The following is a 19,338-nucleotide window of genomic DNA, read 5'->3' as shown; positions in this document are numbered from 1 at the left end:
GTGGTACGTTGAATTTACAAATTGAATTGAAGCATTTAGACGAAATTCAAAGGTTTTTATGTATATTAAATCTTGGCATGCTTGATTCCTTGCTTGAAGGGGCATTAACATTTGAAGATGCATATGCGTATCTTTACCGTCCTTTTGTAGCTCAACTTCTGGAACAAAATAATGCGAACAAGGAAATAATCGAATTGTTTGAAGAATGCTGTATGTTGGAAGATATACGAGATATAGCTCCCGAAAAGCTACAAAATGCACTTAAACTGAAAAAGAAAGAAACATTAGATTTACTTAAATCCTTACCTGGTACAGAAAAGTCGATGTATTGGCTCAACAAATTTGACGAATGATTCAAAGACCTTGGGGGGCAATCCTCAAGGTCTTTCTTTTACCCCCACCCAGTGCCGAATGAATCGGGCGGCAAGTCCCGAAAGAACTTAACCCTCATCATCCCCGTATAATATTCCTCTAATATGTCTGTACGCACATAAATGCTTGAAATTTATAACCTATGTAACGCTTTGGCGATACGTCAAACAGGTCATTATGGTCAGATACCACCATGATTGACCTGTTTTTTGTTATCTTCGTTTTCTTGCGGTTTTTCTAATTTGAGCCGCAACTGTACAATATCTTGTCTCGATAGGGAGGGTGAAAGGTCAAGTGTCGCATCTTCTAGGAAGGATAACACGACAATTAATAGTGAGGGCGGTAAACATAAAGTAATTTGATTCTGTTTGCAACTGAACTGACCTTTAGAGCGATACTTACATCGTAAAAAGAAATCTGCTGACGAGCAGTTGACATATACAGGTAAGGATGCGTTTCAGGCTAGCCGCCTTCCTGACTTAATAGCCGCCGTGCGGCAGTGTAATCAAATACGAAGAAGGTAGGGATTTACATGACAACAAGGACGAATGATTTCGTTTTGATTCAAAACCGCCAAGCCGCTAACGAGTACATGGACAAGGTAAGTCAAGAGAGCGAGTTCACGTCTCTTCACAAGGGATTTACCAAAGTACCACATAAAATCCATCGTTGTTACGGCTTAAGCCAGTACGAGAAGTTGATACTGGTTGACCTTATCGCTTATATGAGCGACAAGGCGCAGTGTTACCCAACCCATGAGATGATTGCCCGAAATGTCGGGAGTAGTTCCAAGACGATAGAACGCCACATTAAGGAGTTGGCTGATAAGAAGCTGATTCTCGTCAGTCAGGGGAAGAACAATACCTACTACTTGCCGAACTATCTTCACTGCCATCCGTTAGTGCTGCTAAGCGAGAAAACGCATGAGTTTATTGGCAGTGTTCGAAAGCAGGTTAATGAAAGGGAACTGACTTTGTGGGTTCAGGAAGTCATCAAGAGCGAGGAGTACAAGGCGTTTATCGCTCAACTTCAAAAACTCAATGTACGACGACTGCCATTTGAGAAGTTTGCCGAAAAGGAAATACTGGACAGCTATGCTCAATTCCTGAGAATCGAGTTTGGCAAGCGATTTCCGCCCGATGAGAACGGACAATAATGACGAGTCTGTTCTCTCATCAGACTCTCTGTCATGACAACCGTCATACAGTCTGTTGATGGATAGAAAACAGGGGATGTAGACAATGTGTCCATGGTTTGGGCTCAGAGTCGGTTATGCAAGACTGAGAGTCTGAAAGGCAGACATAAAGTCTGTTACCAACCGTCAGAGAGTCTCACTAATAATAATCATTAACAATACTCAATAAAGAAGAATCAAGCTAAGAATCACTTGAAAAAGAAACAGCAGACACGCCGTTGGCGGTCTGCGATTTCGGGGGATTCTTGGTTCTTAGAGAGGATTGGTAAGATGGCGAATAACTCTTTACATGAATGGAGAGATTCTACTGTCGCCGCGGGCGGTATGCTTGCTCAATCAATCTCTATCAGTTCTTCAATTCTGACGTTGAGTGTTTTACAAACGAGTTCCAATGTCTCTAAGTAAACCCTGTCAACATTGTCAGAACAAAGATGGTTGATTGTGCTTGCTCGTAATCCTGTTAATCGTGCCAGTTCCCGTTGAGATATTCCTTTCTGTTCTAACAACTGGCGCAACATCACTCGAACTGCCATGCTTATCCTCCTAACGAGTAACGCTTAACCGTACTGAATTTATGAAGCAATTATATCACCGCATATGTAGAAAGTCATTGTGTGTTTCGGTTAAGCGGTATATAATAAAATCATTGATTCGGTTAAGCGTTACAATAATCTCAATTATCGTAACGGAGGGGGAGGAAACAGCATGAATGTCATCGGTTACATCAGAGTTTCAACAAGCGGACAAGCCAAAGACGGTTACAGTTTATCGTACCAACAAGACGAAATCCGCTCCTATTGTAAGGAGCAGGGATGGAACTTGCAGGACATCTTTACGGATGAAGGTATCAGTGGAGCGAAGGTGGATGAGGATGCTCTTGAGGTGGACAGAATTGGCTTTCAGAGCATGTTAGTAGCCCTAGCCACCCGAACCTATGATGCTGTTGTTGTCCTTAATACAAGCCGTTTATGGCGGTCTGACATCGTGAAAGTGTTGGTGCATCGGGAGTTCAAGAAGTACGGCGTGGATGTGAAAAGCATTGAGCAACCGACTTATTCCATCCACAAGAAAGACCCAAGTGATTTCCTTATCAATGGACTTATGGAATTGCTTGACCAGTATCAGCGGTTAGAAATCGCCCTCAAGCTAGGCAGAGGACGTAACAAGAAAGCCCAACAGGGCGGCTATGCAGGAGGACGGGCGGCATTTGGCTACAAAGCCCGTAAAGGACTGAAAGCAATTGAAGTGAATGACAAGCAAGCCCAAGCAGTAAAGCTGCTCTTTGACATACGGGAACAGAACCCGAATTGGTCTTTATCTGAAATCGCATTTCAACTGAATCAAGAAGGCTTTACGACACAACAAGGCAAGCAGTTCACGAAAGTACAGGTCAAACGGATACTTGACCGTAAAGCACTTTACGAAGGTCAGTATCATTATGGCGGAATTACCGCAACAGGATTACATCAAGCCATCTTATAGCGATTAAAGAGGAAGAATGGACACGCTTACCCTTCAATGTATCCCTTCGGGAGAATACTAAACAGACGATGCGGCTATTCTTTTTCCCTAATCGCTATAAGCGGCCAAGGGGGATACTCACCATGAGACATCGCAAGGAACAGTTTATTTATGTTGGCGTTGATTTACATAAGCGGACACATACCGCTGTTGTCATCAATTGTTGGAATGAGAAGCTAGAGGTTATTGAATTTGAGAACAAGCCCTCCGCTTTTCCGGCGGTGGTAAGTAAGGTCAAGAAGCATGTGCAGGAAGGCATGACAGTTGTATTCGGACTTGAGGATGTGGGCGGCTATGGAAGGTCATTAGCCGTTTACCTTGTGGAGAATCATTTCATAGTCAAAGAAGTAAATGCCGCTTTGTCGAACTGGAAACGTAAAAGCTATGCCATGACGGAGAAGCATGATAGTTGGGATGCGGAGAACATCGCCAAGCTGTTACTGGATGAACTAGACAGGTTGCCGAACGCCCACCCACAAGACGATTACTGGATTCTGAAACAGCTAGTCATGCGGCGGTACGGTTTGCGAGATACCCTCGTTATGCTCAAGAATCAGCTTCATACGCAGTTAAGCTATAACTATCCAAGTTACAGCAAGTTCTTCTCCGAAGTGGACGGGAGAACGGCTCTGGCCTTTTGGCATGAGTATCCTTCCCCGTATTTACTTGAGGGAGTGATGCTAGAAGACTTAACGCTATTCCTTCGGAAGAACAGTAATAACGTCTGCTCGACCAAGAAAGCAGCCCACATTCTCGAAAATGTTCAAGCAGACGGGAATACGAAACGGAACGGTCAGGAGCATCGGGATTTCCTAGTCCGAAGTCATGTGAACCAAATTCGTGACGTTCATCGTGAAATGAGCGATGTAGAGAATCACATCCGAGACATCATGCAGAAGCTAGACTTCAAGCTGAACACGTTTACGGGCATTGATGACGTAACTGCTTCGGCAATCGTGGCGGAAGTCGGAGACATTACCCGATTTACTAATGCTGACAAGCTAGCCAAGTATGCAGGGCTTACGCCAAGCCAAATGAGTAGCGGCGGCAGGGGCAAAGACCGTAACCAAAGGCAAGGGAATCGAGCGTTAAACAAGATTCTATGGGGATTAGCAGTCAGACAAGTTCAGACCGCTAGAACGTCTAAGAAGCCGCTCAATCCTTTATTCCATGCTTACTATGAAAAGCGGCTCAACGAAGGTAAAAAGAAGAAGCAAGCAATCATCTGTATCATGAGAAAGTTAGTAAACATCCTTTACAGCATGATAAAGAACAAAACCGAATACCGTCTTACCGCTCTACCTGAACGGGCGGCAAGCTAATGATACAATGGTGGTAGCTGAAAACAGTTGCCACCTTCTTTATTCCCTGAATTAAGTTTATAACTAACGAAGGGGAGAAGAATATCGAAGACATCGAAGTCGGAGATATGGTTCTCGCAAAGTCGGAGTATGATTCAAATGGAGAGTTGGCTTACAAAGAAGTAACGGCTTTATATCGCAACCAACGTGATGATATTATTAAATTGCACGTTGGAGAGCAAGTCGTCGAGACGACAGATAACCATCCATTCTGGGTCGAAGGCAAAGGGTGGGTCTTTGCAGATGAACTTCGGGTGGGCGATAAACTTCAAAAGGCTGACGGAAGCAATCTGACGATTGATAAGGTTGAGTTTGTTAAATTAGAAAAGCCAATTACGGTTTATAACTTTACCGTCGCTGATTTTCATACGTATTATGTAACGGATTTGGGCATTTGGGTGCATAATACGGAATGTAATCTAACAAGAGTTTGGGATTTAGAAGGTACAGGGGATGCAATCACTAAATCCCAACTAAAAAAATTAACTGAAGACATGAAGAAAAATGGATGGACTGGTGGTGCGGTTGAAATATTTGAGGTAAATGGTAAAAAACTCATCGTGGACGGCCATCATAGGGTGCGTGCTGCCAAACAAGCAGGGATAGAAAACATTCCAACAAGAACTTTAACAGAACAGGAGTTAAAAGCACGTGGAATTACAAAGGAGCAACTTTTGGAGGGTTATTACTATGGAAACTAGGGAAGGTGAATGATTTGGGAATGGAATGCTTTAATCTTCTTTTAGTTCCAAAAGGCAATGAAATTGAGTTTGACGAAGATCTTTTGGAAGTCAACGGTACGAACAAATTAAAGTTCAGAGAGGTTAGCAATGTCATTTCTTCTTTGCCACTTGTTAAGCCTTATACTCCAAAAGATATGTCACAAGGTAGCAATTCAAAATGTTATTATTTTTACACCGATAACTCTTGCATAATTGAGATAGAAATTAATGCAGGGTTAGTGGAAGAAAGTGGGGGTGTTGAAGAAATATCAGTTCGATTCGCTGTCACCAATCCATTAGATACTTTCCAAAAAGCATTACAAATATGCGAAAATATCGCTATTAAACTAAATATGCAAATTATTGATATGAGATTAAAGGCAATTGTTGATTTGACAAATAATTTGGTATTAGCTAAGAGCAAGAAAGGATTTGAAGAAAAACGAGCAAGATTTTATACGATGTATAACTTGCCAATAAGCACTTGGGTAAAACCTATGCATTGTGGTAAGGCACTGTTTGATGAGCTGAGAATTCAGTAATCACACTAATTAGTAATTTTCTTCTGACCTTGAGGGCTACTTTCTCAGGGTCTTTTCTTACTCCACCCACTGTCCAATAAACCTGGCTGCACTTAAGCTTCTATTTCCCCACCTCCCCCCGATATCCACCCCCCCATTGGTTTATATATACATAGAGGTGATCACACAATGGCTATCCACATCTATAACCAAAAACGCTCTATTCCAAGTTTTATTTTTGAAAAGGTTATCCGTTTAAGCAGCATCAAAAAGGGATTCTCCAGTGTAGAAAATACGGCAAAGCTGGTCAAGGCTGAGGGTGCTGTGAATATAAAGCGCTATACGATTAAGAAGGCTCCGCTCTCCAGCGAGGTACAGGAACGAAGCTTTGAAGGCATGCAGGTATTCACTTTAAATGACCAGCAGTCCCGGGCACAGAAGGTGATTCTATACATCCACGGGGGTGCCTGGACTTTTCAGCCTTTAACGCCGCATTGGAGGTTCATGGACAGGCTGGCTCAGACGCTGAATGCCAAAATCATTGCACCGATCTATCCCAAAGTTCCTCATTACAGCTATAAAGATACGTATCCGAAGCTCCTGGACCTGTATAAAGAAATACTGGAGAGCGTGGAACGTCCGTCGCAATTGACCATCATGGGGGATTCTTCGGGCGGAAATATAGCGCTGGGACTGGCCCATCTTTTGAAAATGAACGTGCTGCCGCAGCCGAAAGATATCATACTCTTTTCTGCGTGTGTTGATATGGCGCTGGACAATCCGGAAATGCCGGAGTATGAAAAAAAAGACCCCATGCTCGCAGCCGAAGGAGTCGAAGTCATTACAGAGCTCTGGGCGGACGATAAAACAGTAGATGATCCCATCATCAGTCCGATTCACAGTGATTTTACAGGCTTCCCGAGAATGGCCCATTTTGTTGGAACCCATGAAGGGCTGTATCCTGACGCGGTAAGGCTCGATGACAAGCTGTCAGCCCAAGGCGTTGAAATTGATACTTTTGTCTATCCCAAAATGAACCATGTATTTGTGATCCTGCCCATCCCTGAAGCCAAGGACGCCCGGCAGAAAATAGTGACGATTATCAACAATTAGGGAGTCTTACGTTCTGAAATAAAGGAGCCGAACAGAGTGAGCAGGGTGCCAAGAATAGTTAGCCAGGTCAGCTTTTCTCCTAAAAGCAGGGCTGAAGCTGCCACAGTAATAACAGGCACGATGTAGATGTAAAGGCTGGTGGTTACTGCCCCCAGGATGCCTACCGCCCGGTTCCAGGTAACAAAGCACAGTGCCGATGCACCAAGGCCTAAATAGAGCAGGTTCAGCAAACTAGGAACATCAGCGAATCTATGTAATCCCGGGCGGAAATCCGACAGGAAGAGAACAGGCAGCATGAACAGCAGTCCGTAAAAAAACACCCGGCGGGTAGCCGCGACAGACGAATGGTGCAGCCCGCTGATTTTGCGCATCAGGACAGAATATAAGGCCCAGACAACCGGGGCGATAAAAGCAAGCAGATCTCCTGCAGGGTTCAGATCCAGGACCAGGCTGCCGTTCAGTCCGATAAGGACAATGCCGGTCAATGCAATGGCAAAGCCGGTAATAAACCGGGAATGCAGAGCTTCTCCTTGCAGCAGGAAGTGCGCGAACACTGCCGTGAAAAAAGGGGCAACCGACACGATTACGCCTGCATTGGACGCCGTTGTGTAGATTAACGCAATGTTTTCAACCAGAAAATAGATGGTCACCCCGCAAAGTCCTGCCGCCATAAATAAGAGTTCTTCACGGAACGACGCGGTCCGTATGGGTCGCCAAGCGATAACGGCCAATACGGCATAACCCAGAATAAAGCGGTAGAACAGAATGTCGATCGGCCCGAAGTCCGTTAACAGTATTTTCGTAGAGATAAAGGTTGTTCCCCAGATCAGGATGGTTATGAACGCCAGCAGATGTCCGTTCGTCCTTTGGTGCCCGCTCATCCTGCGGTATTCTCCGCTATATGCTCCACTGAAGGTTGGGTAAAAATGCGCATATACTGCTTGGGCGTTAAGCCGATGAGTTTTTTGAAAAAATTCGTGAAATGGCTCTGGTCGCTGAACCCGGTCTGAAAAGCCACCTCCACAGGAAGAACTCCCTGTTCCAGCAGACGTTTGGCATGGCTGATCCGGATCGTCTCCAGATAGCAGTAGGGGGAAATTCCTTTTTGCCGGGTAAATAAACGCAGCAGGTGGTATTTGCTCAGGCTTGTCAGTTCCGTTAACTGGTTCAGAGTAATGTTCTGCGTATAGTTTGACTCTATGTATTGGCAGATGGTTTTAATTTCTGTAGACAGCTCCCGGGAAGGGGCCAGCGGGCCGGTATCTGCATGATCTCTCAGCAATTGTTCCAGCAGAAAGAGCAGCAATTCTTCTTTTTGAAAATCCGTATGGCCTTCCAGGATCATCCCGTGCAGCTCGTGGAGGGGCGACGCCAGATCGCTTTGATAGAGAACGGCAGGTGTGAACCGGGGCAAATAGTCTTTACCCGTGATTTCCAGCACATATTTGTGCATAACCTCGGGATTGATGTTAAGACAGCGATAATCAAGCGTCCTCCCGTCAACCTGCTGGCAGGCATGGGGGTCAAGCGGGTTAAAAATAATCACATCGCCGCTGTTCAAAATATATTCTTCGTTGCTGCATACCAGATGTCTTTTGCCTTCCTCTATAAACCCGATGACATAATATTCATGAAAATGGTTGGGGAATTTCTGCATGATGCCCTCAAACCGGTAAGCCTCCAGATTCAGATCCGTATCATAAACGACTGTCCGCACTTCTTGCGTCAATGTCTGCACCTTCTTTTTCTGTGATGTAGTGATATTATAATATGGATTATGGAGAAGTTCTTGGATGATATTGCGGCTTGTATTTTGGAAAAGAAGGTGATCCCATCAATCCCACCACAGCAGAACGCTATTTATACTATGTACTAAGAGGCAAGTACGCTCTGCCGGAGTTTGAGCAATGGCTGTATGAGCACGATGAGCTGGAAGAGATTTTTGGCACACAAGAGTACCTCGAACTCATTTCAAGAGATTACAAGGGCAAATATGCCTTTCATGAGACAGAACAACAGATTCGCAGATTGGTCCATGCAGGAAAGTTTGAGCAAGAACGGATTGTCATGCTGCTATATGAACTGTTAAATGAAGAAGATGCGTCCAGGCAACTGCAGAATCTGGCGGTACTTTACGAGGAGTATTGTAACGGCTATTCGTTTCTCAGATACATCGCGCTTAGGTCTATAACAACCTCTGATGAATTTAAGGAGCGGCTCAAGCTGGAATACGCGGAATACCTCAGGTACATGACTCCCTTAAAAGCCGAAGCAGAGAGGTTGCTTGGATTTTTCTATAAAAAGCAGCTAATCATTGAAGAAGAACATGAGTATATTGACTACAGAGCAGAAAGCGACCGGATCGAGCTTCATAGCATCAATGAAATGTTTTAAAGAACACCACAGGGCCGTTTAAAAAACGATCTCCCCGGGTATGTAAGCTTACCGCCTATGCGGCAGGTGTTTTTGCATGCTAACCCGAACTGTAGGAGGTCATTACATATGAACAAGACGCTGCCAAGGTCTGAATGGGACGGGAGATTACAGCAGAATATCCTTGATTTTGTGAACTATACTTTATCCGGCGGCTCGCTTCATAAGGTTATCGAAGGGGCGGAAGAAGCCGAGGTTTATTTAAAAGATGTCCTTGAAGGTGATACAGGCCGTGCATACCGGCAGAGTCTTGGCGGCGTGCTTACAGAGGCGGAACAGCTGGCAGGAATTCCAGGGCTTCGTGCGGGGCAGCTGGAACAGCTTGCTTTTGCCGTTAACGCTATGGATTCAAGCAAGCTGAGGGCGCTGGCTCCGCAGACGACACGCCATAACCGGGTAGATCCTTATGTGAACGGACCGCAGTGCCTGGAAATGATTTTAGGTGAGATCAGGCAGGCGGAGCGGTATATCCATTTGTCGGTGATGCTGTTTTTTAATGACAAGTCCGGGAACATGATCGCAGATGAACTGCTTCATGCATTGGAGCGTGGAGTTGAGGTGCGGATGATGGTTGACAAGGTTACAACGGCTGTGGGCTATGGGCTTAACCTCGAAGTAGGGAATTTCTCGAAGATTGCCGAACGTCTGGAGCAGGCTGGAGCTAAGGTGCTGAATACCTTCAATTCCTGTTGTCCGCCCGGGGAATGGGGGCAAGGCGTGAGGAGCTGAAGCAGCAAGGGGTGCCGGAGTATATCCTGATGGTTCAGGATAAGGTGCAGGAGGAGATGGAGCTCACCGGACTGAATATTATTGATCACCGGAAGTTTATTATTATTGACGGGACCACCGCGGTGATTGGCAGTATTAATTTTGGTGACCAGTATACGTTCGCAGGCACGATCAGGGCATCAGTAACGGAACAGGTGGACGGCCGGCCGCTCGGCATTCCTAACTTGGAGGAGCAGTGGCATGACGGGTGCTTCCGGATCCGTGGTGAAGCAGCCCAGCCGCTGAATGCTGTTTTTCATACCAGATGGGTTCTGCTTGGCGGCGATTTGTTTGATGTGGAGAACTCTTTTTACCGTCCGGAGGTGGATTATAAATTCGGGGAGGAAGAGTGTACGCTGTTCGCCAGCTTTCCGGGCAATCCGGTGAATCTCATCCAGCAGTATTATCTTGATCTGATTACCTATGCGGCTGATGAGACGGTGATTGTGAATCCGTACCTGATCGATCAGGCCTTCTGGGACCGGCTGTGTGAGCTGGGACCGGAGTGCTCAGGCCATCTGACGATATGCAACCCGCTGGAGGTCAATGACCACCCTACGAACCGCGCTTCCGTACGAAGCAATATGTACACGCCGTTCAGAAACGGGGTTTCTTTTTATGATTACAGCTTTACGGAACGGTTCTCCCACTGGAAAATCACCTATGACCACAGATCGCACGCGGTGTTCCACGGCTCTTACAATATTAATGAACGAAGCGCGTGCCATGATTTTGAGCTGGGTCTGCTGGTGAAGGGGAAAGCTTTTGCCGAAAAAGTTAAGTCCATGATCGATTACGACCTCAGCGTATCACGCAAAATTACGGATGAAAAAGAGTTCTTCAAGCACCCTTGGCTTCATCCCAGCACGTATGTGAACAAGGCGACGCAGTACTTCAGCTGAGGGGATTTTTGTGCACATACTTGAAAACATTATAAACGTCAAAGTATAATAAACCTATCATAAGGGATTCTTGGAAACACCAGGATCAGTCCGTGAGGCCTGTTTCTGGTGCTTTTTTTGTTTACTGAATTTTGACGGTTTAGCTATAAAGTTATATCCCTGGAATTACAATGTCCGTATTACATAGCTCAATCTAACGGGGGGCCCTCTTTTGTTCAAAATTATGCTGGTTGAAGACGATGTTACTTTATTTAATGAGATCAAGGAACGGTTATCCCAATGGTCCTACGATGTCCACGGGGTTACCGATTTCTCCAAAGTGCTGCAGGAGTTTACGTCAGTGAAGCCGGAGCTGGTGATCATCGACATTCAGCTGCCGCTGTTCGACGGGTTCCACTGGTGCCGGATGATCCGGGCGCACTCCAATGTGCCGATTATTTTTCTCTCTTCCCGTGATCATCCGAGCGATATGGTCATGTCGATGCAGCTGGGGGCGGATGACTTCATGCAGAAGCCGTTCCATTTTGAAGTGTTAATCGCCAAAATCCAGGCCACGCTCCGCCGGGTGTACAATTACAGCAGTGAGCGGACAGAGCTGAAGACGTGGCGCGGCGCAACGATTGAATACGTCAAGAATACGGTAACGAACAGCCATGGCTCTGCACTGCTGACCAAAAATGAGATGTATATCCTGAAAATTCTGGTCGAGCGCAAGGATCAGATCGTAGACCGGGAGGATATTATAAAAAGCTTATGGGACAATGAGCATTTTGTGAGCGACAATACACTGACGGTAAACGTGAACCGGCTGCGCAAAAAGCTGGAACCGCTGGGGCTGGACACCTATATCGAAACCCGCGTGGGACAGGGTTATATGGCGACCGAAGAGGCAGTACTATGATCAAGAAATACATACAGGAAAGAGGCAGCTGGCTGCTCCTGCTGGCCGGGATTCAGCTGGTTATTCTGTTCGTGGCGTACGTAGATGCCTCCATTCCGTTTCTGCCGATTCTGTACATCGTGCTGCTGAACGTGCTGGTCTGCACACTGTTTGTTTTTTTGAGATACCAAAGAGAGACCCGGTTCTACAGGACAATAGAATCCTGGGATGAGGTGTATGATCTGGAAATGTTCAGGGAGGCGGGCAGTCCATTTGAGAACATTGTACAGGAGGCTGTAACTTCACAGACGGAACGTTACCGGAAGGAATCTTCGGTGAATTACCATCTGCTGGAGCAGGAGAAGGATGATCTGCTGGCCTGGATCCATGAGGTCAAAACACCGCTCACCGCCATGCAGCTGATGATCGAACGGCTCCCGGATGAAACGCTGCAAAGCCAGTTGATGTTCGAGTGGCTGCGGATTCATCATCTGCTGGACCAGCAGCTGCACCAGAAACGGATTCCGTTCATGCGCAATGACCTGTTCATCGAGAACACCGCGCTGGAGCCGGTTCTGAACCGGGAGATCCGGGCACTTAAATCCTGGTGTATTTCCAAAGGCATCGGGTTTGACGTATCGCTGGAGGTAGAGGAAGTGCTGACTGACGGCAAGTGGCTCGGGTTTATGCTCCGCCAGCTGCTCACGAATGCCGTGAAATACAGTGAGGCATCGGATATCACGGTGATGAGCCATGAAGCGGACGGACATGCTGTGCTCGTTATTGAAGACCAGGGAAAGGGCATTGAGCCCAAGGATTTGCCGCGGATTTTTGATAAAGGGTTCACGTCTGTCCTCGGGCGCCAGGAAGGGGCCGCTACCGGCATGGGACTATATTTGACCAAGCAGGTGGCAGAGCCGCTGTTGATCCGGATTGAGGTGGACTCGGCTCCGGGAGCTGGTGCGAAATTTATTCTCGTTTTTCCGAAAGAGAATGATTTTGTGAGTATTTCAGGCACATAATGCCGGATATTATAAGGGATTATCGGGTTTGTTAATATGCTGCCAGTCCTGCTTCCCGTATAACATCAAGCTCGGCTGCTGACAAAAGTCCGGCAGTGTACAAATTCAGATATTCCTCAGAGACACTCTGGTCAAAAATCAGGAGATCATCCGTGTTGACCGTTACCGGCACTCCGTAATCATACAGTGTCCTGATGGGATGACTGGAATAACCGTTAACCCGGCCCAGCATCACATTGCTGGTAGGACAGACATTTAACCGGATGCTGTGGGATGCGAGCCATTTCATAATCTGAGGCGACTGTGCTGCGGCAATACCGTGATGAATCTCCTGCAGCTCCAGCGTTTCTACCGCTTCCATCACCTCATCGGCGGTGCCGAATTCACCGGAATGAGCCTTCAGCACAAGCCCGGCAGTCTTCGCTTGACGGTAAATAGCCTGGAAATTGCGGATCGGCTGAGCCAGCTCCTGACCGCTGATATCGATGGAATGGAACCAGCGGTACGAGAAAATCTCTTCCAGCTGGTCACTTATAAGATCAACATTAGTACTGCTAAGTAAAGATAATTCCGGCAGGAACCGGGTCTGCGGGGAATATTGCCGGCGTAGAGTATCCATCGTATGTATAAAAGCCTCCATGCCGCCCAGCAGGCCGATTTCGTCCGGTCCAAAGCTCATGGACAGCAGCTCAATACGATCGCAAGCAGCCTGAACAAAGGAAGCCTCTATGCGTTTCAGGTATCCTCCGAACCCCGGGCAGTGGCATTTTACATGGCTGGTGAACCACTCCTGCATTTCCGCCAAGGAGGCGAATTTGGCAGCAGGCGGCCGGATGGGGGTGTTGGCCCAGGCTTCGATATATCTGCGGTTTCCTCCGCGTCCCGCATGATTGTGAAGATCACTTTTGGGTATCATCTGCAATTCCGAAAGCGAGTGGTTGGTGAGTGCGGTGACAAAGGGATGTGTCATGACAGCCTCCTTTTTAAACAGTGACAAAGAATTCTGAGGAATGGCTCCCCTGTTAAATATATCACCGGGAATAACAGGCATGTGACGATAATGTCACATGCCCCTTCATATTGTTCGGTGAATCGCAGGAAAACAAGTGCAATCCCGCTTAAGATAGAGCTATAGAAAAGGAGTGGGGTATACATGGTGATTTTACAGGCAAATAAAATTTACAAGACATATGGCAACAAATTCAATAAGCAGGAGGTTCTGAAGGGGATTGACCTGCAGGTGAACAAAGGCGAGTTCGTCGGCATCATGGGCGCGTCGGGATCAGGCAAAACAACGCTCTTGAATGTGCTGTCCTCCATCGACCGGGTCAGCCAGGGCACGATTGAAATTGAAGGCAAAGAATTTACCGGGATGAAGGAGAAGCAGCTGGCTGAATTCCGCAAGCATCACTTGGGCTTTATTTTTCAGGAATACAATCTGCTCGACACGCTGACTGTCAAAGAGAATGTGCTGCTGCCGCTGTCCATCACCGGCATTTCCAAGAAAGATGCCCACCAGAAGTTCGATCAGGTATCGAAGGAGCTGGGTATCCATGAGCTGAAGGATAAGTACCCGGCGGAAATATCGGGCGGTCAGAAGCAGCGGACCTCGGCGGCGCGGGCGTTTGTGCATGATCCGAGTATTATTTTTGCCGATGAGCCTACAGGGGCGCTGGATTCCAAGTCCGCATCTGATCTGCTGAACAAACTGTCTGACATGAACAGCAAGCGTCAGGCGACCATTGTTATGGTTACCCACGATCCTGTGGCAGCCAGCTACTGCAGCCGGGTAGTGTTCATCCGTGACGGACAAATTTATACCCAGCTGAACAAAGGTGACGAATCGCGCCAGTCGTTCTTTAATGACATCATCAAAACCCAGGGCGTATTGGGCGGTGTTCAGCAATGAGCCTGAATTACATCATTCTGCGCAATCTCAAAAAGAACATTAAAAACTACTATCTGTATGTATTTGCACTGATCTTCAGTGTGGCACTGTATTTCTCCTTTGTGACCCTGCAGTTTGACCCGGCGATGGATGAGGTTGCGGGTTCTGTCAAAGGCGGAGCGGCCATAGGTACATCTTCTATTCTGCTGGTAGCGATTGTGGCTATCTTCCTGCTGTATGCCAACACGATCTTCATCAAGCGGCGCAGCCGGGAGATTGGATTGTTCCAGCTGATCGGGCTGACCAAGGGCAAAATTTTCAGGCTGCTGAGCGCGGAGAATCTGATCCTGTATTTCGGGTCCATGGCTCTAGGCATCGGCGCCGGGTTCGCGGTATCGCGTCTCATTCTGATGATCCTGTTCAAAATCCTGCAGGTCGAGGAAATGGCCAAGCTGCGCTTCTCCACGGATGCCCTGGTGCGTACGGTTGTGGTGTTTGCCGCGATCTATGTGCTGATCATGCTGATGAACTACACTTTTATAAAAGGCCAAAGCATTCTTTCCTTATTCAAAGTGAATTCAACTGCCCAGGAGCGGATCAAAAAAATGTCCGTCTGGGAAATCATTCTCGGTCTTCTGGGGCTAGGGTTTGTCGGGGCAGGTTATTACACTTCTACCCAGCTGTTCAGCGGCAAATTTACGGCGATGAATGAGCTGATGATTGCGATGGTGCTTATTCTGGGTCTGGTTATTGTGGGGACGTATCTTTTTTATAAAGGCTCTGTCAGCTTTGTGTTCAATGCGGTCCGCAAGAGTAAAAAGGGATATCTGTCGATCAATGAGGTGCTGTCCCTTTCGTCAATCATGTTCCGGATGAAATCGAACGCGCTGCTGCTGACGATTATTACTACAGTGTCGGCGCTGGCGATCGGCCTGCTGTCCCTGAGCTATATCTCCTATTATTCGGCAGAAGCGACGGCTAAAGAAAGCTCCCCGAATGACTTCGGGTATGCCGAGCTGGAAGCCAAAGAGAAGTTTGTCCAGGCGCTGGATGCCAAGGGAATCCGCTATAAGGAGATTAAAATTCAGCCTGTAAAGATGGAAGTGGATGCAGCGCAAATTATGGACACTGCAATCTTCAAGGATCCTGAGGACCAATTGCTGTCCACCTCGGTGATCAGTGAGAGAGATGTAGAAGGCATGGATCTCAAACCGGGCGAAACCCGGATCATAGGCTACAGCAGTGCACTAAAAAACTTTGTGTCTCTGAAGGAGACCGGTGAACTAGGTTTCAAGACTACGGAAGGCGTAACTAAACTGCAGCTTACAGGTGTTTCAGATGAATCCGTATTGCCCTATTATTACAGCGGGGGCGCAGGAATTTTTGTCGTAGATGATACTGTATTCCAGGAATTCCTCCAGCTGATTGATCCGGCCCTGCAAAAGAGCGAAAAATTGGCCGCGTATTACGGCATCGACCTGGCTGACCGTTCACAAATACAAGAAGCCAATCAAATTTACAACGATAATGAACCGAGATCGCCAAGCTTTTCCCAGTATCAATATGAATTGAACCAGCGCAACAACATGGGATTGATTATGTTCATCGTCGGGTTCCTGGGATTGACCTTCCTCATTACCTCCGGCTGTATTCTGTACTTTAAGCAGATGGATGAAGGGGAAGAGGAGAAAGCAGGGTACACAATTTTGCGGAAGCTGGGCTTCACGCAAGGTGACCTGCTGCGCGGCATCCAGTTCAAGCAGCTGTTCAACTTCGGCATTCCGCTGGTCGTCGGCTTGTGCCACAGCTATTTTGCCGTCAAATCGGGCTGGTTCTTCTTCGGTACGGAGATGCTGACCCCGATGATCATCGTCATGCTGCTGTATACCGTGCTGTACTCGATCTTCGGCTTCCTGTCTGTGCTGTATTATAAGAGGGTGATCCGGGAGTCGTTGTAGGGATGGATTACAGATGTTATTAAAAGAATCTCGATAAGAGGTTCTTTTTTTGATCTTTGAATAGAGAGTTGACATTAGGTCTGACCTAAGGTGTATCTTAAGCTGTAAGGAGTGAGACAAAGTGAAACAAGAAATTACCATCAGCGAGCTGGCCGCGCTCATGCAGGTGTCCACGCACCAGATCCGGTATTTTGAGGAAAAGGGTGTGCTGCCTCCGGCTTATGCGGATGACAACGGCTACCGCATGTACGGCATCGATGAAGTCTACCAGCTCTCCCACATTCTGCTGCTGCGCAAGCTGGGGTTGTCTGTCCAAGCCATCCGCGAGTGGATGGAGAAGGGGACGGAAGAAGGGATGCAGCACCTGCTGCAGCAATCGGTGTCCACTGTGGAGCAGGAGATTGAGCGGCTGCAGCAGCTCAGCGGTTTTATGACGAAGGTGCTTGAAGAATACGACAATTTTGGACGGAGAACGAACGAGTACATGGTCACCAACAGAGAAGCCCTTCCGCTTAGCTGCTGGATTGAAACCGGTCCCGATACAGCGCTGAGTGCACGCATGCTGGTTCAACAGGACAGTACACTGGCCCGCCTTCATGAAAGTGATCTGCACTATGTGTATACAGACACGGGAAGCTTGCAGATCTGCGTCCAGTCTGGCGATACACTTCCGGATTTGGTGCTGCCGCAGGGTGAGTATTTAACATGCCGGTTTACTATTGGGAACGAAGAAGAGCTTGACCGGCATTTAGAGCGGTTTCTGTCATATGCAGATGAACATTCTATTCCGCTCGGTGGGCCGCTTGTTTTGGCGGAAAAGTCTTACCTGTCCCTGTTTACCCGCGAGCTCCTGCATTATGAGCTGTCCGCTCCAATCAGCGGCATGACTCACGTACAACACCGGACAGCAGAGGAGGTTGAGCAGTGGGAGACCCAATGGTTATCGAAGCGATGAAGCCGGCTTATGAGGTTCCAGTCAGCAGGCTGCTGACCCAAGGTTTCGCAGGCAAGCTGATGCCTGGGCCCCGGATGGACGAAAGCCAAGCTGCTTCCATAATGCACAAGCTTCTTCGATTGGATTCAGAAGCCGGTAACATTGAGCGGGTTGTCGTTACGATAAACGGGAGCATCGCAGGCAGCATGGCTGTGCAGTGGCAGCTGTCCCCCGCCGCTGAACAGGAAACGCAGCGATTATTAAAAGTCTGGCAGGAGCTGCACGGCATCGGGCTGGGGACAAGGCTGGAGATAGCGGTACGGCTGCTTCTGCTCAGTCACATGCCTGCAAAGCATGAGGGCTATATTGCGGACATATCGGTCGATTCCCGGTACCGGGGAAGAGGAGTCGGCGGTTACATGCTGGAGTGGGCGCGATGTGAAGCGGCAAAGAAGCCGGACATCCGGTATTTAAGCTTGCATGTCTCAGGCAGTAACGACGGGGCGCGGCGGCTGTATGAACGGTTTGGCTTCCGGACATCGGAGGCGAAGCGCAGCGTCCTGATGAGTGTTCTTTTCGGTGAGCAGGAGTGGAGATACATGATTTACATGAAAGGAAAATGAAGCAGATGAAAAAGAAGTTCAAGAAGTGGGGACTGGTGATTCTCAGCATTGTGCTGCTTCTTGGCGGGGCCGGAGGATACATCCTGTGGCAAAATGATTTTGACATGAGCCTCCGCCCCGTCGTCATCGAGTCGCCGCAAGGCAAACTGGCAGGCACATTGGCGCTGCCGGACAGCTATAGCGGAAAACTGGGACTGGTGCTGTTCATACATGGGGACGGACCCGTTGACTCTACTCATAATGACGGATATAAGCCTTTGTGGGAGAAGCTTGCGTCTGCTGGTTACGCCTCTCTGTCCCTCAACAAACGCGGAATCGGCGGCTCGGAGGGGAACTGGCTCCACCAGAGCATGGACGACCGGGTGACGGAGGCGCGGCAGGCCTTGGCATGGGCGGGAAAACAGCCGATGATCGACAGAGACAACATAGGGGTATGGGGAGCCAGCCAAGCCGGATGGGTGATCCCGAAGCTGGCTGGTGTGGAGCCGCTGGCGTTCAGTATTCTCGTGTCTCCCGCTATTAACTGGTTATCCCAGGGAGAATATCATACACGGAAGCAGATGGAGCAGGACGGCCATACACAGGAAGAGATCGCGAAGCAAGCAGCTTACGAGGATGGGATCAAGGACCTGCTGAAAGCAGGGGCCTCTTATGAGGAATATGTACAGGCTGCAGGCGGTAGCGGTAAGGTTATGGATAAGGACCGCTGGCTTTTTGTCAGTAAAAATTTTGCCTCAGACGCAGCGGGTGACCTGAAGAACTTCAATTCCCCGGTACTTCTGCTGCTCGGCGATCATGATGTGAATGTGGATGTCAATGAGACAGAGAAGGTATACCGTGAAGGAGTACGTCCCCCGGAACTGCTGCGGGTTAAAATTTTCCCGGACACAGAGCATTCCATGCTCGCCACAGCTACGGCGGAATCACCGGTGCGTGCGCTGCTGATCAGCCTGTTCGCTCCAAGGGATATAACGGTAAAAGGATATATGGAGGAGATCGTAAACTTTTTGAGTCATTAATATTTAATGGGCCCCCTTACACCACACAGTATCTGTATACTGTTAGCGGTAAGGGGATTTTTTTGCGGAAATTTATCCGGGGCAGCTAACATTCAAGGAACTTCAC

At 47.9% G+C, this 19,338-nt stretch carries 21 protein-coding genes; 17 read left to right on the top strand and 4 right to left on the bottom strand.

The genetic code is table 11. The annotated features are described in order from the left end of the window. Positions 1 to 8: 8 nt before the first annotated feature. Together C2I18_RS01010 and C2I18_RS01005 are read left to right on the top strand one after the other, a co-directional pair. Entirely contained in the window at positions 9 to 353 is a 345-nt protein-coding gene (locus C2I18_RS01010; RefSeq protein WP_249899439.1) for a DUF3969 family protein, read from the top strand. A gap of 551 nt (positions 354 to 904) precedes the next feature. After that, positions 905 to 1,528 carry a helix-turn-helix domain-containing protein gene (locus tag C2I18_RS01005; RefSeq protein WP_249899438.1) on the top strand — a complete coding sequence of 208 codons (624 nt, stop codon included), beginning with the start codon at positions 905 to 907 and terminating at the stop codon, positions 1,526 to 1,528. 371 nt (positions 1,529 to 1,899) lie between these two features. Here the strand turns inward: C2I18_RS01005 and C2I18_RS01000 are convergent, their stop codons facing one another. Continuing rightward, the gene (locus tag C2I18_RS01000; RefSeq protein WP_249899437.1) at positions 1,900 to 2,100 is read right to left on the bottom strand and encodes a helix-turn-helix domain-containing protein; all 201 of its coding nucleotides are present in this window, start codon (positions 2,098 to 2,100) and stop codon (positions 1,900 to 1,902) included. Positions 2,101 to 2,272: 172 nt separating this feature from the next. Here C2I18_RS01000 and C2I18_RS00995 point away from each other — a divergent pair, with 172 nt between their 5' ends. The 5 genes from C2I18_RS00995 to C2I18_RS00975 all read left to right on the top strand — a co-directional run bounded on the left by C2I18_RS00995 (position 2,273) and on the right by C2I18_RS00975 (position 6,805). Next, positions 2,273 to 3,049: a recombinase family protein gene (locus tag C2I18_RS00995; protein ID WP_249899436.1), complete on the top strand. Its 777-nt coding sequence runs from the start codon at positions 2,273 to 2,275 to the stop codon at positions 3,047 to 3,049. A gap of 122 nt (positions 3,050 to 3,171) precedes the next feature. Next, positions 3,172 to 4,410, top strand: a complete 1,239-nt coding sequence (locus tag C2I18_RS00990) for an IS110 family RNA-guided transposase (RefSeq protein ID WP_249899435.1) — start codon at positions 3,172 to 3,174, stop codon at positions 4,408 to 4,410. A 107-nt stretch (positions 4,411 to 4,517) separates the two neighbouring features. Continuing rightward, a complete protein-coding gene (locus tag C2I18_RS00985; RefSeq protein ID WP_249899434.1) occupies positions 4,518 to 5,150 on the top strand; it encodes a polymorphic toxin-type HINT domain-containing protein in 633 nt (210 codons plus the stop codon). Between the two features lie 5 nt (positions 5,151 to 5,155). After that, positions 5,156 to 5,713, top strand: coding sequence for a hypothetical protein (locus tag C2I18_RS00980; RefSeq protein ID WP_249899433.1), 558 nt, complete (start codon positions 5,156 to 5,158; stop codon positions 5,711 to 5,713). A 168-nt stretch (positions 5,714 to 5,881) separates the two neighbouring features. After that, the gene (locus C2I18_RS00975; protein ID WP_249899432.1) at positions 5,882 to 6,805 is read left to right on the top strand and encodes an alpha/beta hydrolase fold domain-containing protein; all 924 of its coding nucleotides are present in this window, start codon (positions 5,882 to 5,884) and stop codon (positions 6,803 to 6,805) included. On the opposite strand, the gene C2I18_RS00970 is transcribed toward C2I18_RS00975, so the two are convergent. Both C2I18_RS00970 and C2I18_RS00965 read right to left on the bottom strand, forming a co-directional pair. Further along, positions 6,802 to 7,686: a DMT family transporter gene (locus C2I18_RS00970; protein ID WP_249899431.1), complete on the bottom strand. Its 885-nt coding sequence runs from the start codon at positions 7,684 to 7,686 to the stop codon at positions 6,802 to 6,804. The two genes, C2I18_RS00975 and C2I18_RS00970, sit on opposite strands and share 4 nt — an antisense overlap. Beyond that, entirely contained in the window at positions 7,683 to 8,534 is an 852-nt protein-coding gene (locus tag C2I18_RS00965; protein ID WP_249899430.1) for an AraC family ligand binding domain-containing protein, read from the bottom strand. Before C2I18_RS00965 ends, C2I18_RS00970 begins: the two co-directional genes overlap by 4 nt. A gap of 77 nt (positions 8,535 to 8,611) precedes the next feature. Between C2I18_RS00965 and C2I18_RS00960 the strand changes: the two genes are divergently transcribed. The 5 genes from C2I18_RS00960 to C2I18_RS00940 all read left to right on the top strand — a co-directional run bounded on the left by C2I18_RS00960 (position 8,612) and on the right by C2I18_RS00940 (position 12,810). Continuing rightward, positions 8,612 to 9,199 carry a hypothetical protein gene (locus C2I18_RS00960; RefSeq protein ID WP_249899429.1) on the top strand — a complete coding sequence of 196 codons (588 nt, stop codon included), beginning with the start codon at positions 8,612 to 8,614 and terminating at the stop codon, positions 9,197 to 9,199. A 108-nt stretch (positions 9,200 to 9,307) separates the two neighbouring features. Next, positions 9,308 to 9,967, top strand: coding sequence for a phospholipase D-like domain-containing protein (locus C2I18_RS00955; protein ID WP_249899428.1), 660 nt, complete (start codon positions 9,308 to 9,310; stop codon positions 9,965 to 9,967). Beyond that, positions 9,943 to 10,908, top strand: coding sequence for a phospholipase D-like domain-containing protein (locus C2I18_RS00950; RefSeq protein ID WP_249899427.1), 966 nt, complete (start codon positions 9,943 to 9,945; stop codon positions 10,906 to 10,908). Before C2I18_RS00955 ends, C2I18_RS00950 begins: the two co-directional genes overlap by 25 nt. 211 nt (positions 10,909 to 11,119) lie before the next feature. Beyond that, complete coding sequence (locus tag C2I18_RS00945; protein ID WP_249899426.1) at positions 11,120 to 11,809, top strand: response regulator transcription factor; 690 nt, start codon at positions 11,120 to 11,122, stop codon at positions 11,807 to 11,809. Next, a complete protein-coding gene (locus C2I18_RS00940; protein WP_249899425.1) occupies positions 11,806 to 12,810 on the top strand; it encodes a sensor histidine kinase in 1,005 nt (334 codons plus the stop codon). The genes C2I18_RS00945 and C2I18_RS00940 overlap by 4 nt, the downstream gene beginning before the upstream one ends. 31 nt (positions 12,811 to 12,841) lie before the next feature. On the opposite strand, the gene C2I18_RS00935 is transcribed toward C2I18_RS00940, so the two are convergent. Continuing rightward, positions 12,842 to 13,780, bottom strand: coding sequence for an amidohydrolase family protein (locus tag C2I18_RS00935; RefSeq protein ID WP_249899424.1), 939 nt, complete (start codon positions 13,778 to 13,780; stop codon positions 12,842 to 12,844). A 183-nt stretch (positions 13,781 to 13,963) separates the two neighbouring features. Here C2I18_RS00935 and C2I18_RS00930 point away from each other — a divergent pair, with 183 nt between their 5' ends. The 5 genes from C2I18_RS00930 to C2I18_RS00910 all read left to right on the top strand — a co-directional run bounded on the left by C2I18_RS00930 (position 13,964) and on the right by C2I18_RS00910 (position 19,232). Then, complete coding sequence (locus C2I18_RS00930) at positions 13,964 to 14,719, top strand: ABC transporter ATP-binding protein (protein WP_249899423.1); 756 nt, start codon at positions 13,964 to 13,966, stop codon at positions 14,717 to 14,719. Beyond that, positions 14,716 to 16,656, top strand: a complete 1,941-nt coding sequence (locus C2I18_RS00925) for an FtsX-like permease family protein (protein ID WP_249899422.1) — start codon at positions 14,716 to 14,718, stop codon at positions 16,654 to 16,656. Before C2I18_RS00930 ends, C2I18_RS00925 begins: the two co-directional genes overlap by 4 nt. Positions 16,657 to 16,777: 121 nt before the next feature. Beyond that, a complete protein-coding gene (locus C2I18_RS00920; protein ID WP_249899421.1) occupies positions 16,778 to 17,611 on the top strand; it encodes a MerR family transcriptional regulator in 834 nt (277 codons plus the stop codon). Further along, positions 17,581 to 18,213, top strand: a complete 633-nt coding sequence (locus tag C2I18_RS00915) for a GNAT family N-acetyltransferase (protein WP_249899420.1) — start codon at positions 17,581 to 17,583, stop codon at positions 18,211 to 18,213. The genes C2I18_RS00920 and C2I18_RS00915 overlap by 31 nt, the downstream gene beginning before the upstream one ends. 5 nt (positions 18,214 to 18,218) lie before the next feature. After that, positions 18,219 to 19,232, top strand: a complete 1,014-nt coding sequence (locus C2I18_RS00910) for an alpha/beta hydrolase family protein (RefSeq protein ID WP_249902309.1) — start codon at positions 18,219 to 18,221, stop codon at positions 19,230 to 19,232. Positions 19,233 to 19,338 lie beyond the last annotated feature (106 nt).

The organism is Paenibacillus sp. PK3_47 (genome assembly GCF_023520895.1).
GTDB lineage: Bacteria > Bacillota > Bacilli > Paenibacillales > Paenibacillaceae > Paenibacillus_AQ.
The sequence above is the reverse complement of the archived record's forward strand: the minus strand, read 5'-3'. Positions and strand labels throughout refer to the sequence as shown.

What these genes read in the sequence shown, in the direction of transcription:
- C2I18_RS01005 (WP_249899438.1), top strand. Translation starts at nt 905, where the DNA reads ATGACAACAAGGACGAATGATTTCGTTTTGATTCAAAACCGCCAAGCC.
- C2I18_RS01000 (WP_249899437.1), bottom strand. Translation starts at nt 2,100, where the DNA reads ATGGCAGTTCGAGTGATGTTGCGCCAGTTGTTAGAACAGAAAGGAATA.
- C2I18_RS00995 (WP_249899436.1), top strand. Translation starts at nt 2,273, where the DNA reads ATGAATGTCATCGGTTACATCAGAGTTTCAACAAGCGGACAAGCCAAA.
- C2I18_RS00990 (WP_249899435.1), top strand. Translation starts at nt 3,172, where the DNA reads ATGAGACATCGCAAGGAACAGTTTATTTATGTTGGCGTTGATTTACAT.
- C2I18_RS00985 (WP_249899434.1), top strand. Translation starts at nt 4,518, where the DNA reads ATGGTTCTCGCAAAGTCGGAGTATGATTCAAATGGAGAGTTGGCTTAC.
- C2I18_RS00975 (WP_249899432.1), top strand. Translation starts at nt 5,882, where the DNA reads ATGGCTATCCACATCTATAACCAAAAACGCTCTATTCCAAGTTTTATT.
- C2I18_RS00970 (WP_249899431.1), bottom strand. Translation starts at nt 7,686, where the DNA reads ATGAGCGGGCACCAAAGGACGAACGGACATCTGCTGGCGTTCATAACC.
- C2I18_RS00955 (WP_249899428.1), top strand. Translation starts at nt 9,308, where the DNA reads ATGAACAAGACGCTGCCAAGGTCTGAATGGGACGGGAGATTACAGCAG.
- C2I18_RS00950 (WP_249899427.1), top strand. Translation starts at nt 9,943, where the DNA reads ATGGGGGCAAGGCGTGAGGAGCTGAAGCAGCAAGGGGTGCCGGAGTAT.
- C2I18_RS00940 (WP_249899425.1), top strand. Translation starts at nt 11,806, where the DNA reads ATGATCAAGAAATACATACAGGAAAGAGGCAGCTGGCTGCTCCTGCTG.
- C2I18_RS00935 (WP_249899424.1), bottom strand. Translation starts at nt 13,780, where the DNA reads ATGACACATCCCTTTGTCACCGCACTCACCAACCACTCGCTTTCGGAA.
- C2I18_RS00930 (WP_249899423.1), top strand. Translation starts at nt 13,964, where the DNA reads ATGGTGATTTTACAGGCAAATAAAATTTACAAGACATATGGCAACAAA.
- C2I18_RS00925 (WP_249899422.1), top strand. Translation starts at nt 14,716, where the DNA reads ATGAGCCTGAATTACATCATTCTGCGCAATCTCAAAAAGAACATTAAA.
- C2I18_RS00910 (WP_249902309.1), top strand. Translation starts at nt 18,219, where the DNA reads ATGAAAAAGAAGTTCAAGAAGTGGGGACTGGTGATTCTCAGCATTGTG.